19 protein-coding genes are annotated in these 17,811 nt (G+C 36.6%); 5 read left to right on the top strand and 14 right to left on the bottom strand.

Going from position 1 to position 17,811, the window contains the following annotated elements:
- Positions 1 to 105: 105 nt before the first annotated feature.
- The 7 genes from K319_RS19805 to K319_RS0104950 form a co-directional block, all read right to left on the bottom strand.
- Positions 106 to 960 carry a YoaK family protein gene (locus K319_RS19805; RefSeq protein WP_051230433.1) on the bottom strand — a complete coding sequence of 285 codons (855 nt, stop codon included), beginning with the start codon at positions 958 to 960 and terminating at the stop codon, positions 106 to 108.
- Between the two features lie 47 nt (positions 961 to 1,007).
- A complete protein-coding gene (locus K319_RS0104975; protein ID WP_027382638.1) occupies positions 1,008 to 1,499 on the bottom strand; it encodes a hypothetical protein in 492 nt (163 codons plus the stop codon).
- Between the two features lie 212 nt (positions 1,500 to 1,711).
- Positions 1,712 to 3,163, bottom strand: coding sequence for an LptF/LptG family permease (locus K319_RS0104970; RefSeq protein ID WP_034671370.1), 1,452 nt, complete (start codon positions 3,161 to 3,163; stop codon positions 1,712 to 1,714).
- 173 nt (positions 3,164 to 3,336) lie between these two features.
- Positions 3,337 to 4,956, bottom strand: coding sequence for an NADP-dependent glyceraldehyde-3-phosphate dehydrogenase (locus K319_RS0104965; protein ID WP_027382636.1), 1,620 nt, complete (start codon positions 4,954 to 4,956; stop codon positions 3,337 to 3,339).
- A gap of 214 nt (positions 4,957 to 5,170) precedes the next feature.
- Entirely contained in the window at positions 5,171 to 5,560 is a 390-nt protein-coding gene (locus tag K319_RS0104960) for a DoxX family protein (RefSeq protein WP_027382635.1), read from the bottom strand.
- 118 nt (positions 5,561 to 5,678) lie between these two features.
- Positions 5,679 to 6,293, bottom strand: coding sequence for a TonB-dependent receptor (locus tag K319_RS0104955; RefSeq protein WP_027382634.1), 615 nt, complete (start codon positions 6,291 to 6,293; stop codon positions 5,679 to 5,681).
- A 61-nt stretch (positions 6,294 to 6,354) separates the two neighbouring features.
- Positions 6,355 to 7,113: a Rossmann-fold NAD(P)-binding domain-containing protein gene (locus K319_RS0104950; RefSeq protein WP_027382633.1), complete on the bottom strand. Its 759-nt coding sequence runs from the start codon at positions 7,111 to 7,113 to the stop codon at positions 6,355 to 6,357.
- 352 nt (positions 7,114 to 7,465) lie between these two features.
- Here K319_RS0104950 and K319_RS0104940 point away from each other — a divergent pair, with 352 nt between their 5' ends.
- Together K319_RS0104940 and K319_RS0104935 are read left to right on the top strand one after the other, a co-directional pair.
- Positions 7,466 to 7,921, top strand: a complete 456-nt coding sequence (locus K319_RS0104940; RefSeq protein ID WP_027382631.1) for a hypothetical protein — start codon at positions 7,466 to 7,468, stop codon at positions 7,919 to 7,921.
- Between the two features lie 9 nt (positions 7,922 to 7,930).
- Complete coding sequence (locus K319_RS0104935; protein WP_027382630.1) at positions 7,931 to 8,944, top strand: serine/threonine-protein kinase; 1,014 nt, start codon at positions 7,931 to 7,933, stop codon at positions 8,942 to 8,944.
- A 43-nt stretch (positions 8,945 to 8,987) separates the two neighbouring features.
- Here K319_RS0104935 and K319_RS0104930 read toward each other — a convergent pair whose 3' ends face one another.
- Positions 8,988 to 10,973 (bottom strand): urocanate hydratase, encoded by a 1,986-nt coding sequence (locus K319_RS0104930; RefSeq protein WP_027382629.1) that lies wholly within the window; start codon positions 10,971 to 10,973, stop codon positions 8,988 to 8,990.
- Positions 10,974 to 11,108: 135 nt separating this feature from the next.
- Between K319_RS0104930 and K319_RS0104925 the strand changes: the two genes are divergently transcribed.
- Complete coding sequence (locus K319_RS0104925) at positions 11,109 to 11,498, top strand: acyl-CoA thioesterase (protein WP_027382628.1); 390 nt, start codon at positions 11,109 to 11,111, stop codon at positions 11,496 to 11,498.
- 39 nt (positions 11,499 to 11,537) lie between these two features.
- Here the strand turns inward: K319_RS0104925 and K319_RS0104920 are convergent, their stop codons facing one another.
- The 4 genes from K319_RS0104920 to K319_RS0104905 form a co-directional block, all read right to left on the bottom strand.
- The gene (locus tag K319_RS0104920; RefSeq protein WP_034671368.1) at positions 11,538 to 11,831 is read right to left on the bottom strand and encodes a hypothetical protein; all 294 of its coding nucleotides are present in this window, start codon (positions 11,829 to 11,831) and stop codon (positions 11,538 to 11,540) included.
- Between the two features lie 60 nt (positions 11,832 to 11,891).
- Positions 11,892 to 12,863 (bottom strand): 2-hydroxyacid dehydrogenase, encoded by a 972-nt coding sequence (locus tag K319_RS0104915; RefSeq protein WP_027382626.1) that lies wholly within the window; start codon positions 12,861 to 12,863, stop codon positions 11,892 to 11,894.
- A 79-nt stretch (positions 12,864 to 12,942) separates the two neighbouring features.
- Complete coding sequence (locus K319_RS0104910; RefSeq protein ID WP_027382625.1) at positions 12,943 to 13,623, bottom strand: DedA family protein; 681 nt, start codon at positions 13,621 to 13,623, stop codon at positions 12,943 to 12,945.
- 85 nt (positions 13,624 to 13,708) lie between these two features.
- On the bottom strand, positions 13,709 to 14,989 hold the full coding sequence (locus K319_RS0104905) for a replication-associated recombination protein A (RefSeq protein WP_027382624.1): 1,281 nt from the start codon (positions 14,987 to 14,989) through the stop codon (positions 13,709 to 13,711).
- Positions 14,990 to 15,127: 138 nt separating this feature from the next.
- Between K319_RS0104905 and K319_RS0104900 the strand changes: the two genes are divergently transcribed.
- Entirely contained in the window at positions 15,128 to 15,664 is a 537-nt protein-coding gene (locus tag K319_RS0104900) for a DUF2975 domain-containing protein (protein WP_027382623.1), read from the top strand.
- A 3-nt stretch (positions 15,665 to 15,667) separates the two neighbouring features.
- Positions 15,668 to 15,886, top strand: coding sequence for a helix-turn-helix domain-containing protein (locus K319_RS0104895; RefSeq protein WP_027382622.1), 219 nt, complete (start codon positions 15,668 to 15,670; stop codon positions 15,884 to 15,886).
- Here K319_RS0104895 and K319_RS0104890 read toward each other — a convergent pair.
- Positions 15,883 to 16,860, bottom strand: a complete 978-nt coding sequence (locus tag K319_RS0104890; protein ID WP_027382621.1) for a polyprenyl synthetase family protein — start codon at positions 16,858 to 16,860, stop codon at positions 15,883 to 15,885. The genes K319_RS0104895 and K319_RS0104890 overlap by 4 nt on opposite strands.
- Positions 16,861 to 16,925: 65 nt before the next feature.
- On the bottom strand, positions 16,926 to 17,807 hold the full coding sequence (locus K319_RS0104885; protein ID WP_034671367.1) for a hypothetical protein: 882 nt from the start codon (positions 17,805 to 17,807) through the stop codon (positions 16,926 to 16,928).
- Positions 17,808 to 17,811: the final 4 nt, after the last annotated feature.

Below are 17,811 nucleotides of genomic sequence, written 5' to 3'. Positions count from 1 at the left end.
TAACTTGATAATATAAAATTAAATACACCGAGAAAAGTCTCGGTGTATTTTTTTAAGAACTATTACAAAAAACTAATATATGAAGTGTTTCTATTATTTGATCTTCTAATCCTCATTGAATGCTAATTTTGTATTGGTTCTAGGAGTGGAATGACTTGTGGTTCTTTTTTCGTCCTTGTTATGGATCTTGTAATATAAGAATGCGATGAAAGTTGGCTTGTGATAGATCTTGTAATATCGGTATTCCGTTTGGAAATGTCTGATATTGATCTTGTAAAAGTCATAACCGATCACAACCAAAAGACAGACACTGATCACGTAGAACACCCGGAACTCCAGATTATAATAGGTCAATCCGGAAAATACGGCACCTAGAACATAAGCAAACATGATACTCATCAATAGTTTTGCTCTGGCAATCAATTCTGGGTTTTTCCTGAATTTTTTCTGGGTAAACATAGAGAATAGAATTCCCAGATCTGTTGTTGTTCCGGTAAGATGGGTTGTTTTTACGGAGAAGTTCGAGATACTTGCTGTCAATCCGTTTTGCAAACCTGTTGCAAACAGCATCAGCGCTACCAAGGTCTCAGTTTCCCCTAAAGTTTTTTGATAATAAAACTGCCCATAGATTCCCACTGCTAAAAGACAAAGTATTTCCAGTATAATGGGAAATGCGTGTGCAAAGTATTTACTTTTCTTATTGAAATTGATGACACTTAGATTGGCCACAAAACCTCCGAAGAAGAATAAGAAGATCCATGAAGCCACTACTGCCACCTGGGTCCAGTTTCCCTGGCTGATCTCTGCTGCGAATATCGCGTAATGTCCTGTTACGTTGGATGTAAAAGAGAGGAATATCAATAGAGATGCTATGTTTATAGTCCCTGCTGTGAAAGCAGTCAGCGTCCCCAGTCTGATGTTGTCTCCCAACGTTCTGCTGTTACTATAATTTCTTAACATTTTGCTTTACTTTTTAATAATTAAATCCAGATTTTTCTCAATTATTCCTACAAGAAAACTTCAGCCAGTCTTCCCTTTTCAGGAACGAATTCCGTTGTTTCTGTCGTTACTTCTACAGCATCGACATGCTTGCATTTTTTAAGGTAGGAAGTGATCTCAAATTGATTCTTGCCCAGATCCTTACTTTTTGAAGTTGAATAGTAGGCCTCATCTATGTTTGCTGCTTCTATATAATTGTTGAATGTTCTTTGGAAGCTTCCCGTGAAGATGTCGCAAGTTATCTTGTTGATCAGATTCGGATATTTGTTATTGATAATACTGTAAGCATCACAAAACTCCTGTGGTCTGATTTTGGCGAAAACAGAACTCTTGGTTGTAAATAGCAAGTCTCTGATAGAGTCTCCCATGTCATACCCGGAAACCAAAAGAATATTATATTGGTTTTCGTCATTCTTGTCAGTTTTATTTTTTAAAACTTTTTTAAGGATATCCAAAGATTCCAGTGAGAAATCTGTTGCTATTAAAATGGTCTTTGTCATAACTATATAATTTTGTGAGTTGTTATTCTTTTTGATAATACAAAACTATACTCACCAAATTAGAAAGTTTTTGGAACGAAATTAAAATGTAATTAAAGAGATTAGAATAGGATTAGAATTTCTTGCAACCTAAAAGATCTTATCAAGATCAATTCCCTAAGGCAAGGAAAATAATTCTGATAAGACCTTTATTTATTTAGCTTTTTCAATTGTTATTGATAGCGCTCATGTTCTTTTGGTTTCGAGAATCGCTCTATCAATGGTTTGAAAAGTGCTTTGTATTTTTCTATATCGAATAACTGGGAATCTGTCAGTGCCTTGTAAGTCAGCCAGATGCTGAATGGGAATAATACGATGTTCGGGATCCATGCTGCAAGATAAGGATTCAAAGTACCTTTCCATGAGAGATTTTCTACAGATAAATTCAAAACATAAAATATGATGAAAATGATGATCGATATGACAACAGGCAATCCCATTCCTCCTTTTCTGATGATGGAACCCAGACTTGCCCCGATCATGAAGAAAATGATACAGGTAAAAGAGTAGGAGATTATTCTCTGTTGATACATCACGATCTTGTTATGTGTTTTTATGGTATCGTTGATGGCACTCTGATTAGAATCTATGCTTGTTTTCAGAGCCTCTATCTTGTTATATGCTGCATAGAGTACCTCCAGTTTTTTTTGGGATTTTAAAGTGTCTATTTTATAAGGTTCCTTTATTTTGTCTTTAGATTTGGTCTTATCGATATATTCTACATAATTGTTGGTTTGTGAAATGACGGGAGAAGCAATAGAATTAAGTGTGGTAATGTTTCCTTTTCTGTTCTTAACAAGAGTTTCATTCACTTCACTATACGTTTGGAAACGGTAATCGTCTGTGATCTTTTCTTTTTCTATTGCATTATTGATCAGTTCACTGATATCGAAATGATAGACAAGTGTATCGAACTTTATGGACTGATTCGGTTGCTTTTTTCTTTCCTCATAAGGTTTGTTGGTGATGTTATCTGTAAAGACAAAACCATTATAAAGAATCAGTTTCAAATAATTTCTGTCTGCTGCAGGAGCAAATTTTCCTGTCTTAGCAATGATGGTCTGCTGGTCATCATATGGACTCGCATTTTTATGAAGAAAAACACCTTCCAGCTTCTCTGATTTTTCACCTGATATTTTATCGAATTTAACAGAAAATCCAGTGATCTGATCAATGAAGACTCCCGGAGTAAAGTTGATGGCAGGCTTAGAAGAAATGATATTGTACATCATATTCTTTGCTTTTCGCTGAAAATCAGGGATCACATTATTTGAAAACAGGAACAATATTCCTGAAAGTAAGGAAACAGTCAAGAATAATGGCATCATTACCCGAACTAGAGAAATTCCGGCCGCCTTCATAGCGGCAAGCTCATACCTTTCTCCAAAATCTCCAAACGTCATGATCGAGGAAAGCAGGATCGTAAGCGGCAGAACCATGCTTACAACATTGATGCCCAGATAAAAAAGGAATTTGGATATTTCCCAGTATGTTAGGCCTTTTCCTGTCAGCTGAGACATTTGTGTCCAGATAATGTTCACAATGAAGATGAAGAACAATACACTGAAAATAAATAGAAATGGCCCGAAAAAGGTTTTAATGATATACTTATCTAATTTTTTCAATTCAGAAATTTAGACTTCAAAAATACTGCAAAAAAAACAATACTGAAATCGATTCCAAAATTTTAGCATTTTTTTTGTATTAGGTAGCAAGAAAAAATCCGCAATTATTAGTTACGGATTTAATTTTTTGAAATAAAAGTCTCTTTTCTTTTATCTATAATCTTCTGGTCTTCTTAAAAAATATAATCAGTGCTCAGGAAATTAGAATCATGGTCTCTCACGATGGTGTTCAGCAATTCTTTGTTGGAGTCGGTCACTTTTGCTGCGACCAGTGAACGGATGGAGAATGAGCGAAGCGCATCAAAAACAGAAAGCGTTCCTTCCGCACTGTCTTTTCTTCCTGTGAATGGGAAAACATCAGGGCCTCTCTGAGCCTGACAGTTGATATTGACACGACTTACAAGATTCACGAATGGGTCAATCAGTTTTGAAACTTCCAAAGCATCCTCACTGAAGATGCTTACCTGCATCCCGTGATCTGCATTCACTTGATAATCGATCGGCTCATCGATGCTCTCGAACGGAACAACAGGGATTACTGGTCCGAATTGCTCTTCGTGGTACAATTTCATATCGCTGTTTACAGGATAGACCACAGCAGGAAAGAAGAAAGAAGCTTCGTTGTAGCCACCGTTTTCATTCAAAACTTTTGCGCCTTTTGATAAAGCATCATCCAGGCATTCTTTCAGGTAGGGCGGTTTGTTCACTTCCGGAAGTGGGGTGATCTTCACATCTTTTTCCCAAGGTAATCCGCCTTTCATGGCAGAAACGGCTTCGGATAGTTTTTTGGTGAATTCTTCCGCAACATCCTTCTGAACGAAAATTAATTTGAGAGCAGTACAACGCTGTCCGTTAAAAGACAAGGATCCCAAAATACATTCGCTGACAGCAACGTCAAGGTTTGCATTTTTTGTAACAATTGCTGCATTTTTGGCATCAAGGCTAAGAATTGCTCTTAATCTGTTTACCTTTGGATGGAGTTTCTTAAGACCATTCGCTACTTTACTGGAGCCGATGAAAGCCAGAACATTGACTTTGCCGCTTTCCATAATCGGTGTGATGATCTCTGAACCTTTTCCGTAAAGTGTGTTTACGGTTCCTTTTGGGAAAGCTTCCTTGAAGGCTTTCAGTAAAGGATAATGGGCAAGAACGCCGTGCTTTGGCAATTTGAACAAAATGGTATTTCCCATGATCAAGGCCGGAATCAGGGTGGTAAAGATCTCATTTAATGGATAATTGAAAGGTCCCATGCTCAGAACTACACCAAGCGGAGCTCTTCTTATCTGAGCAATTGTTCCCTCTGCTTGTTGAAAACGGGAGGATTCTCTGTCGAGGTCTTTCAATGCGTCAATTGTCTGGTTGATATAATCGACTGTTCGGTCAAATTCTTTCGTAGAATCGGGTAGGGTTTTGCCAATTTCCCACATCAATAATTTGATGATCAGATCACGCTGCTGAATCATCAGGTAAACAAACTTCTGCATACATTTGATCCTGCCCTCCACAGACATCGTTGGCCATTCACCGAGTCCGTTGTCGTAAGCTTTTACACAGGCATCCAAGACATCCAGTGCTTCTTGTGGCCCGATATTCGGGATACTTCCCAAAAGTTTTCTTTCCAGTCCGTTTTCTGTCGGGATGCAGACTGGTGAATAGATCTCGGTAACATCGCCGTCCCATTGGACCAATTCTCCGTTGAGAAGATATTCTCTCTGATGGATCACCGGAACTTGATATTCTTCCGGAATTTCTTTTTTGAATATATCATCAAATGTCTGTTGTGCTGAACTCATAGTTTGTTATTTAATAAAATTTTTATAACAATAAAGTTAGAGTTTAAAATTGAATCAAGAAAGCTGTTAACATAGATTTATTATATCCGGTTCGATGTAGATTTGATATTCGGTATCTTGGAATGCTTCGACTCCGCTCAGCATAACATTAGAATAGTATATTCAATAATTGTCAGTCTGAGCGGAGTCGAAGTCTTTTTATTTTACAACTGCTTTATTTATTGTCAGTAGATTTTATTGCCCAGAGTAATAACAACGGCTGCATGAATAGTCTTGCAAATCTTTTGTTGTCGGTATTCAGTCCGAAGGCATTCCTTCTTTCTTTGTACTGCGTGTAATTTCCAGGAAAAACGGCCGTGAATAATCCTGCTGCTATTTTACCAACCAATGATTCATATTTCTTTGGAGCAGCAATAATAGCCGTTCCCATTGCGATTTCCACAATGCCGGAATAAACGACGGTATCATCTTTTTCCAACGGAACCCATTCCGGCACCTGTGCCTGGAATTCTTTTCTTGCAAATGTGAGATGTCCTATTCCTGCTGAGATGAGCATCGCACCCAATCCGTATTTTGCGATAGTTTTGATTGTACTTGCTTCCATAATAAACTATTTTTGGAAGAGGTTCAAGAATGATTCCAAAAGTTGGGATGAGGATGTTAAGATTTTATAAATGTTGTGTTTATGAGGATGCGTTTTTGTCATTTAGTTTTGGATGAAATTACCTCACTTTACTCTTGCCATTCTTCGGTTTTTCTTTCAAGGTAATGATCACGGCTCCGTATTTTGCCTTTGAACCATATATTACCATTGCGGATTCGCCTTTAAGAACATCGATTCTCTCAATTGTGTTTTGGTCCAGGCTCTTCATTTTTCTTTCAGTAATGATTTTTCCTTCCAGAATGTAAAGTGGTTCTTTTGTATCATTTGGCATTTGGATAAATTTCCCTAACATTCTTAAGGTGTCATTCTTTGGAGATGGAGTACTTGCAACCTCGCCTTTAATTCGGTTAGTAAACGTATCCTTTTTCACTTCACAAATTTGCTTCGGTTGTGTCTGTGCAGAAACAATACCTCCGGAAGTGAGTACAAAACCGACCGCAAACTTTGCAAACAAAGAATTGATGAAAGAATGGCTGAGGTTTCTGTCCCGCTGATCTACCCGAAAATTTCCGCAGATATTGGATTGGCTGGAGAAATCCTGCATAATATCGAAGTCGGAGGATCTGGTAAAATCTCTTACACTCTTGGAACAGACCTGGCAGAATCTGCCTTTTTCCTCGGGTGTCATATCTGCCCAGTTTTCGTGACACGGTTTTGGGATGGTAACTATCATATTAATTCATTTTATAATAAAGATGCCTAATCCTAAAAAAGGTTGGAAATGATTTGAACTATTACAAATGAAAATACCGCGGATCGGGATATTGAAACTCAAAATCCAATTCCTTAATTAATTTGTCAGGAGAAATCGTTCTGCCTTTTGTGGTTCGTTCACCGGAATAGGGAAGTCCTTTCTGAGCATTGATCACTTCTTCTTTATTAGGGTGAATCGGTGCAACCACATTATAAATCCTAGATTGAGAATTATTCTCAAGCATCTTTTCAAAAACCGAACAGATATCTTTGTAGTGAATATGATTAACCAACTGATCGAGATTGGAGATGTTATAATTCTTAAGCAACCTTTGGTCACCCATCAATCCGGCTAATCTCATAATATTAGTCTGAGGGAATTTTTGTAAAATAAAACTCTCGCTTTCCACTTCATAAGGGGTCAGGTCTTGCTCAACAAAGTCTTTGTCAATCTCAGGATAAACTCCAGTTGAACTCATCATAAATAATTGCCTTTTATAATTACCTAAAAAGTTTAACAGGTTCTGGCGTTTTTCTGTCATAGAGATCTGTGCCCCTCGGATTCCCGAAAACGGAACACTGATGATGATCGCATCTAGCTGTGACGCCACATCCCATTCTTTCATTTCAGAATCCAATTTGTCTGGAAAATTGGCTAAAGTGGTGTTGAAACCTTTTTTGTTGAGGTCTTCTATTTTTGATTCTGTAGTGGTGGTGGCGAATATTTCATATCGGTCAGAAACTCTCTCTGCAATGTGTGTTCCCAACCAGCCACAGCCTATGATTCCTAGTTTTTTCATTTGTAAATCGTTTGGAATTTCAAAATTATCAATTCCTCTTGTTTTGGACAAATGAAGTTCTCCGAAGCTTTCCCGCAATTTGCAGGAGACTTCCACTGTTCTCAGGAAATTACAAACAATATTGTTTTAAAGAAATGTAAAGTGTATTTGATTACAAACAAGCTTGTTTTACCAAAATGTAAGTTGTATTTGGTTACAAATAGGGCTGTTTTAAAGGAATGTAAAATGTATGCAGGTTGTAAACAAACTATTTTGGATGTTGTATTTTTTGGTTTATGGAAATCCGTAATTTTTGTAAATCAATATTATATATATTTGGATTGTAATTATAAAACAAATAAAAACTTATACTATGAAATACATTGGCTTTAATTTTACCAAAAACGATTTAAGATTTTGCGTCCTTGATAATTCAACTAATCCTCCTACAATAATTGAAAAGAGTAAAATTGTTTATCCTAATAATTTAGATACTCCAGAATTAATGGAATGGTTTGAAACACAAATTACTTTAATTGTGGATAAACATTCTCCTATTCAGATTTCGCATAAGATTTCTTTAAATATTAGCTCACTAGACCAAATTAAAACATCTTGTTATCCACAAGGAATACTAAATTTAGTTGCAAAGAGAAAAAACATTTTAATAAATAGCTATTCTTCGCAAGCAATTAATGCGACAAAATTTGGTCTTAATAAAAAAGATGATGTTTTTAAGCATGTTGATACTATTATAGGAGTCAATCCTCCATATTGGGATAAAGCAACAAAAGAAGCTGTTTTGGTTGCTTGGTTTAACTTTTTGTAAATAAGGGAGATGTCAGTAAGTAAGTTAGATAAATTCCAAATTATTAATCATTTAGGAAATGGATTTTTTGGAGATGTGTATTTGTGTTTTGATCCTTTTCTTCAAAAAGAAGTTGCGGTTAAGGTTATTAAAGTTCCCAATCCGACAAAGTTTGTTCAAGCAATAAAAGAAGGTCAAGTTTTGGATTTCTGCCGACACAAACATATTGTTAGTGTGATAGACGTTAGATCGACGCTTTTTAATGGAGAACCTGTTGTTATTATTTCTATGGAATATTTAGCAAAGGGTTCTATTCAAAAACATATTGAGAGAAGGTTTATAAGTAGTCAAGAAAGTTGTAAAATAATTCAAAATTCTTTATTAGGATTAGAGCACGCACATAATAATAACATTTTACACAGAGATATTAAGCCAGGAAACATAATGTTCGGAGATAATGGTGAACCAAAGCTTTCTGATTTTGGATTGGCTATAGATTATCATACAGATTTAAGTGATTTAAAAGGGTATAGACCTCATCAACCTCTTGAAGTTATAGAAGGTAATCCAATGGATAAACTCAGTGATATTTATGCAATGGGGATTACATTTTATAGATTACTTAATAACACTAATAATATTCCATTTCTTTTTACTTCAAAGGATGAATGGCTTAAAGCCGTAAAAAAAGATAAATATCCTCCAAGAGTTTTCTTGAGACATATTCCAGAAAGAATATTGAAAATTCTAAAAAAATCCATAAATAAACACAAGATAACTAGATATCAAAATTGTCTTGAATTTAGGCAATCAATTGAAAAACTTAATTTTTTTATTGATTGGCAGTTTATTGATGATGATAATTGGACTGGTATATATGGTAAAGATCGTTATACTATTTCTAAAATTCGAAAAAGAAATGGGTGGATTATAGATTTTAAAAAGAATGGGATTAGAAATAAGACTTTTTGTAGAACTGAATTAAAAGATGATGAAGTAGAAGATATTTTCTTTTCAATTATAAGAGACACAACATTAAAATGAAACAAAACCTGCCTCACAGCAGGTTTTTCATATCTAAAAAGTTTTAAAACAAACTCTCATCCACAAAATTCGGTAACGTTACTTTCAGATTCAGTTCAGCTTCCATGGCTCTTTTGATGGCGAAAACAGCACCTTCATTTCTTGCCCAGCTTCTTCGGGAAATTCCGTTGTTGACGTCCCAGAAAAGCATAGATTTTAATCTTCTGTCAGCATCGTCGCTTCCATCGAGTAACATCCCGAAACCACCGTTGATGACTTCGCCCCAGCCAACGCCGCCTCCGTTGTGGATGCTCACCCAAGTTGCCCCACGGAAACTGTCACCAATCACATTATGAATCGCCATATCTGCAGTAAATCTCGAGCCATCATAAATATTGGAAGTCTCTCTGTACGGCGAATCCGTCCCCGAAACATCGTGATGGTCTCTACCCAAAACCACCGCACCGATTTCTCCGTTGGCAATGGCTTTGTTGAAGGCTTCAGCGATTTTCATTCTGCCTTCTGCATCGGCATATAAAATTCTCGCTTGTGAACCTACTATCAGTTTATTTTCCTGAGCACCTTTGATCCACTGGATGTTATCTTTCATCTGCTGTTGGATTTCTTCGGGAGAATTTTTGATCATTTCCTCTAAAACGTTGCAGGCAATCTCATCTGTTTTCTGCAGATCTTCCGGTTTTCCGCTGGTACAAACCCAACGGAACGGCCCGAAACCGTAATCGAAACACATCGGTCCCATAATATCCTGAACGTAACTTGGGTATTTGAACTCTCTTCCCAAAGTTGGATTTTGTGCCATTACATCGGCTCCGGCTCTGGAAGCTTCCAATAAAAAAGCATTTCCATAATCGAAGAAATACGTTCCTTTTTCTGTATGTTTATTGATGGCTGCGGCATGTCTTCTCAAGGTTTCCTGAACTTTTTCCTTGAATAATTCAGGATTTTCAGCCATCATGGTATTGGATTCCTCAAAGGTTTGTCCAACCGGATAATAACCGCCCGCCCAAGGATTATGAAGCGAAGTCTGGTCTGAACCGATATCAATTCTTAAATTTTCTTTATCAAATTTTTCCCAAACCTCAACAACATTTCCAAGGTAAGCCAGAGAAACCGTTTCCTTATTTTCCTGAGCTTTTCTCACTCTTGATACCAAGTCATCCAGATTTTCGTGAATTTCATTTACCCATTTCTGGTCGTGACGGATTTTGGTAATCTTCGGATTCACTTCCGCAATTACGGTGACACAACCTGCGATATTTCCAGCTTTTGGCTGAGCACCGGACATTCCGCCTAGACCCGAGGTTACAAATAATCCGCCTTTTGGTTCTTTATTGATTTTCCTGAAAGCATTCAGAACGGTAATCGTTGTTCCGTGAACAATTCCCTGCGGACCGATGTACATATAAGATCCAGCCGTCATTTGTCCGTATTGTGTAACACCTAATGCATTGAATTTCTCCCAATCATCCGGTTTGGAATAATTCGGAATCATCATTCCGTTCGTCACCACAACTCTCGGAGCATCTTTGTGCGAAGGAAACAATCCCATCGGATGACCGGAATACATGGTTAAAGTTTGTTCGTCCGTCATTTCCGACAGGTATTTCATCGTCAAAAGATACTGACCCCAGTTCGAGAAAACCGCACCATTTCCTCCATAAGTAATGAGTTCGTGCGGATGTTGCGCTACAGCATGATCCAGATTGTTCTGAATCATCAGCATAATCGCTTTGGCCTGTTCAGATTTTCCGGGATATTCTGCGATGTCTCTCGCTTTCATCTCGTAATCTGGACGAAAACGGTACATATAAATTCTTCCGTATTTTTCCAGTTCTTCCTTAAACTCCGGCAATAATTCTTTATGGAATTTTGGTTCGAAGTATCGTAAAGCGTTCTTAAGAGCGAGTTTTTTCTCTTCGTCTGAGAGGATTTCTTTACGTTTCGGTGCGTGGTTGATTTGGGTTTCGTATGGTTTTGGCTGAGGTAATTCTGTTGGAATTCCCTGTTGTATCTGTTCCTGGAAAGTCATAGTCAATTGAATATTTCAAAGTTTTAAAGATATTCAATTTGAAGATATCATCAAACCGTTTCTGATAAATTGATATCACTTATATTTGCATCTTCAAAAAACAATCCCGATACACAACTTTAATGCAATCAATAAATGAATTACGAAGATAAAATTAAAAGCTCTGAAACAAGGGTTTTTAAAGTTGTTTTTCCGAACACGACCAATCACCATAATACCATGTTCGGAGGAAAAGTGATGGAAATGATGGATGAAGTGGCTTTTATGACCGCCACTCGTTTTGCCAGAAAATCTTTTGTAACGGTAAGCTGTGACAGGATAGATTTCAAGAAACCAATTCCTGCGGATACTTTGGTGGAACTGATCGGGAAGGTGAAATATGTAGGAAACACCAGCGTGAAAGTCAATATCGAAATCTTTATAGAAGAGATGTACGCAGAGACCAGAGAAAAGGCGGTTTCAGGAGACTTTACCCTTGTCGCTATTGATGAGAACAAAAAACCATCCAGAATTTTCGAAAACTAGAAATAAAAAAGCTTACTGAATTCAGTAAGCTTTTAATTTTTATCCAAGAACATCATCGTTTTGTTCTTCGTGATCATCATCATTATCACTGGTACTCCAATAGTTGTTTTCCTCATCCTCAGAACCTATCTCCTCCATCTCGTCATCATCCTCTGTTCCAGGTATATCTAATCCTTTGTCTATTTTATCGTTGTCTATTTCTGCGTTAAAAATTGGATTCCCATCTCCATCCAGAGGTATATGTTTTTCTCTGATGAATATATCTTCTGATTTTGGATAATCGAGCTCTTCCAGGTTTCTGTCCTGTTCGTTGATATTGTCTTCTGGTATCATAATATTTTTATTTAGTATTGAGGGTTTATAAACAAATATGATTCCAACCCATAACTTTAATTATTGATAAATTTCAGGATTCACACAGTTAGGCATCGGCTGATTTTTTGAAAATGCGATGATGTTTTCTGCGGCAATTTTTGACATTCCGTTCCGAGCCTCTATCGTTGCAGAACCGATGTGGGGTAAGATACAGATATTCGGAAGCTGGAGCAGGGGATTTTCATTACTCATTGGTTCTGGATTGGTAACGTCCAGACCTGCGCCCCAGATCTTCCCTGATCTCAAAGCTTCATACAGATCTTTTTCGTTATGGAAACCGCCTCTTGCGGTATTGATGAAAATCAAATTGGATTTCATTTTATCAAAAACCGATCTGTTGAAAAGATTGGCTTGTTCTGGCGTGTAATTCGCGTGAATACTAATGATATCAGAATTTTGAATTAATTCGTCAAAAGAAACATATTGAGCATCCAGTTCTTTTTCAGCGGTTTCATTGTGGTTTCTGTTATGGTAAATAATGTTCATTCCGAAAGCAGATTTACATTTCTCAGCCATTTCAAAACCGATCCTTCCCAAACCGAAAATTCCCAAAGTCTTGCCATACAATTCCTGGCCAAGTTCTTCCAGAGCGTCAAAATCTTTCCAGTTTCCGGATCTCACTTTATCGATATTGTAATTGACTTTTCTGGAAACCATCTGCATCAGGAGAAAAGCAACATCAGAAGTGGCTTTGCTCAATACATCGGGCGTATTGCCAACCGGGATTTTTCGCTTTGTGGCTTCAGCAATGTCAACTTGGTCAAATCCTACTGAAAATAACGAAATGGCTTTTACATTGGGGCAATTGTCAAAAAAATCTTTGTCATATTTGTTTTTACCAACGTTCAGGATAATGTCTGCTTTTTTACAGTTTTCCAGCCATTCTTCGTTTGATGGATTATCTGTTTGTGGAGTTATGATTTCGAGATTGTTTTCTTTGAGTAAGTCGATTCCGATTTGTGGAATTCTTTTGTTTAGGAATACTTTCATTTTAATATTTAGATTTAAATAAAAAAACCGGAAACTAGCTCCGGTTTTATATATTGTTTCAATGTTTTATTATCAAAAATTATTCCTCTGTCGGTCTTTCTTTGTCTTTGGTAAAGAAAAATTTGATGATGATCGGAAGTGTGGTTACCAAAACGATTACAAGGACAATTAATTCAAGCTTTGTTTTGAGGTCGATCCCGAATTGGTCCATGAATAATTTGTCCAGATAATGACCTGCAAAAATCATCGAGAATGACCAAGAAATGGCTCCAATGATGTTATAAAAGAAAAATTTCTTCTTATCCATTTTCACGATTCCGGCCACGATTGGCGCAAAAGTTCTTACAATCGGAAGGAATCTTGCCAAGATCACGGCTACAGTCCCGTGTTCCTCGAAAAAATCGTGTGCTTTGAAAAGGTATTTTTTCTTGAACAGGAATGTGTCTTTTCTCTCGTACAACAATGGTCCGCTTTTGTATCCGAACCAATATCCGATCTCGTTTCCGATGATGGCCGCAATAGAAACTGCGGTTGCAAGAATGGTTGTGTCCAAGAAATCTGAACCTGTAGAACCAAAAGTGGTATCTATGATCTTAACGGCATAGATCCCGGAAATGAAAAGTAAACTGTCGCCCGGTAAAAAGAAACCAACAAATAACCCTGTTTCTGCAAAAATAATAAATAAAATCAGCCAAAAACCACCTAGTTTGATGTAAAATTCGGGGTTCAGTAAATCTTTCCAACTTTCAAAGTGTTCCATAGTTATCTCTCTTGCGCAAATATATTAAAAGCAAATTGAATTACTCGGGTCAATTTTTTTTTTAAGGATTATTTAACGAAAAGCTTTATTGGTCGTATTTGTTTCCCCATTTTTCTTTAAGCTGTTCCCTGATTTTTTTCTCAGTGGAATTATTGGCGGGAGTATAAAATCGAGTGCCTTTGATCTCATCCGGTAAAAATTCCAGATCTACAAAATTACCTTCGTAAGAATGGGCATATTGATAATCTTTACCATAGTCCAGGTCTTTCATCAGTTTGGTTGGCGCATTTCTAAGGTGAAGAGGAACAGGAAGGTTTCCGGTTTTTTTTACAAAAGCCATTGCTTCATTAATTGCGCTGTAAGTTGAATTACTTTTTGGGGAAACAGCAAGATAAACGGCTGTTTCGCTAAGAATAATTCTGGCTTCCGGATTTCCGATGACGTTGATGGCTTGGAAACAATTGTTTGCCATTACAAGCGCATTCGGATTGGCAAGACCAATATCTTCTGCTGCTAAGATCATCATTCTTCTTGCTATGAATTTGATGTCCTCTCCACCCACCAACATTCTCGCCAACCAATAGACTGCACCATTTGGGTCAGAACCTCGCATCGATTTGATAAAAGCCGAAATGATATCATAATGTTGCTCTCCATTCTTGTCATACAAAGCCATATTTTCCTGAAGAACAGAAAGTACGTCTTTGTTGGAGATTTTATTTTTCTTAGCTGATTTGAATTGATTCAGAACCAATTCAATTGAATTAATTAACTTCCTAGCATCACCTCCTGAGTATTGAATGAATGCTTCTTTTTCTTCGAGATAAAATTTGGTATTATTTAATTCGTTGTATTTTGAAACGCTGATGTCTGATAATTCTTCCAATTTTTCAAAAGTCAAAGCTTTCAGAATATAAACCTGCGAACGCGATAGCAAAGCGGAAACAATCTCAAAACTTGGATTTTCCGTAGTTGCGCCAATCAGTATGATCCAGCCCTTTTCAACAGCGTGGAGCAAAGAATCCTGCTGTGATTTATTAAATCTGTGAATCTCATCAATAAACAGGATTGGACTTTTTCCTGAGAATAGATTCTGTTTTTTAGCTTCATCAATCACATCCCTCACGTCTTTTACACCAGCGGAAACGGCTGATAATTTGTAAAACTTTCTCCCCGATTTTTCAGAAATGATCTCAGCTAATGTTGTTTTCCCGGTTCCCGGAGGTCCCCAGAATATTAGGGAATTGAGCGTGTCATTATCCATCATTCTTTTGATGGTCCCATTTTTTCCTGTAAGATGTTCCTGACCCAGAACATCATCCAAAGTTTTTGGACGTAGAATTTCGGCAAGCGGGGAATTATTCATATTTCAAAATTACGGAATTAAAAAACTTTTCCGCAAATGATAACTCAAATGATTATTTTGTTTAATGAAAAAAAAGAAATATTTATTGTTTATCAATAAATATTTATTATATTTGAACTTGATTTAAAATTCATAATTATGTCAAAAACAAACAACTTCGTATTTTGGGGCTTATACGTTATAGCTTGGATTATATTTGTCGGCTTATCTATTGAAGCAGGAGGTTTAATAGTAAATTTCTTTTTCCATCTTTATAATCCCGAGATTATCAAAAACCTTTATCAGAAGCTGCACTTGATTGAAATGTATCAAGATGATCGATTCGGTTTTTTCGGTATTTACAGTTTTATTTTAATCATTTCAATTTTAAAAGCAGTTCTATTTTACACTGTTATTAACCTGATGCACAAAATGAATTTGGAAAAACCTTTTAGTGCTTTTGTAGCGAAACAAATTTCACAACTTAGTTATTACACGCTTTTAATTGGATTGTTAAGCTATATTGCCAGACAGTTCGTTAAAAATTTGGAGCATCACGGGTTTGTTTCAGATAATTTAAACCAATTTTGGGCAGACAGTGATGCATTTATTTTAATGGGAGCTGTTATCTACATCATTGCTCAAATTTTCAAAAGAGGAGTAGAATTGCAGGAAGAAAACGATTTAACAGTTTAACTTATGCCAATAATAGTAAACCTGGACGTGATGATGGCCAAACGAAAAATGTCATTGAATGAATTGTCTGAAAAAGTAGACTTAACGCTTTCCAATCTTTCTATTCTGAAAACTGGAAAAGCAAAAGCCGTTCGTTTCAGTACTTTGGAAGCGATTTGCAAAGCTTTGGATTGTCAGCCTGCAGATATTTTAGAATATCGGGAAGAAGAAAATAAAAATTAAAGCTTTCTGCTGATGACGTAATCAAGCATTAGTTTTAATGATTCTTTAGCTTCGTTATCAGGAAATTCAGTAAGAATATCAAGTGCTTTTTGCTGGTAATCTTTCATTGTCTGGATGGCGTAATCCATCCCGCCTGATGATTTCACGAATTCTACCAGTTCACGTACTTTTTTGCTGTCGTTATTGTAACGTTTGATTGTAGCAAAGTATTTTTTGTAATTCTCAGGACTAGCATTTTTCAAAGTATAGATCAAAGGCAAAGTCATCTTCTGTTCCTTGATGTCTATTCCGACAGGTTTTCCGATGATATTACTCGTCTGATAATCAAAAAGGTCATCCTTGATCTGGAAAGCCATTCCGGTATAGGTACCGAATTCCTGCATTTTTTTTGCAGTCGCTTCATCAACACCATTGGATAAAACACCAACTTCACAACATGCCGCGATCAGAGTTGCAGTTTTCTGACGGATGATCTCGTAATAAATATCTTCCGTAATGTCTAATTTTCTGGCTTTCTCCAGTTGAAGCAATTCACCTTCAGACATTTCCCGAATCGTTCTTGAAATTACCGCCAACAAATCAAAATCCTTATTATCTGTAGAAAGCAAAACCGATTTCGAGAGCAGATAATCGCCAACCAAAACCGCAATTTTGTTCTTCCAGAGCGCATTGATGGAAAAGAAGTTTCTGCGCTTGAAGCTCTCATCCACAACATCGTCGTGAACCAAAGTCGCTGTGTGGATCAGCTCGATCATACTTGCACCACGGAATGTTTTCTCATTCACATTTCCGACCAATTTTGCGCAGAGAAACACAAACATCGGACGCATCTGTTTTCCTTTGGTCGTAACAATGAAGCGCGTGACCTTATCCAGCAGAGCAACATTACTTTTCATCGATTCGTAAAACTTCTGTTCAAAAAGTTTCATTTCGTCAGAGATCGGAGCTTTGATTAGTTCTACTGTGTTTGGCACTGTTCGGGTTTGAAAATTTAAATGAGTAAAAAATTATGACTTGCATAAAATCTTTACAAAGATAATTATTCTAAATCTTTAAACGGAATAAAATAAAGACTTTGCGGTACTTTTTTGATTTTGATACTGAAACGCTCTCCCGAAATATAAATTCCTTTTTCAGTCGCGGTAATTCCTTCGATTTGCCCAACATTGTAAGCTCTTCCTAAAGAATACTTTTTTATAGGCTTATTAAAGAAAAGGTTTCCGGTTTTATCTTTCTCAAAAATCATAAGATAAACTGACGCATTTTTTGTGTAACCGACAACATATAATTTGTTTTCAAAAATAGAAGCATCTGTTACAACAAAACCTGTATTATAGCTTTCCAGTTTTTGAGCGGGCTGTTTTTCTGTCGGGTTTTTGTCGATTATATAATGCGAGACGGTGTTTGTGATCCACTCTTTTGTGAATAGATGAATGTTTCCGTCTAAGAAAATCATTGCTTCTGCATCGAAATTATTATTGATGTTTTTCGGCGTAAAATCAGTTTGTTCAGGATAATAAAATGAAATGGTTTTAATCGAATCAACAATCAGAGAATCATTTTTAAAAGGAATTTGATAAACTTTCAGATCTTTTCTCGTTCCCAGATTGTTCCCAAATTCTCCAATGTAAAAATTTTCCCCGTCATTGGCAATCGCCTCCCAATCGATATTTTTTAGACCAGTTTGAAAAGTCTTTGCTATGTGGGAGCTTCCTGCTTTTATTTCAAAAATTTCGCTGGTGTTTCCGCTGTCATTAAAAGAAAATAATCTCCCGTCAATATTCGTCAAACCAGAAGATTCTCGCAAAGAGTCACTCAAAACATCGATCATATATTTTTTGAGATTCAGAGATTCAACTTTTTGTGCAGAAACCTGAAAACCAGATAAGAGAATTAATAAATAGAAAATCTGTTTTTTCATAGCA

The organism is Epilithonimonas caeni DSM 17710, assembly GCF_000426465.1.
Lineage (GTDB): Bacteria > Bacteroidota > Bacteroidia > Flavobacteriales > Weeksellaceae > Epilithonimonas > Epilithonimonas caeni.
The sequence above is the reverse complement of the archived record's forward strand: the minus strand, read 5'-3'. Positions and strand labels throughout refer to the sequence as shown.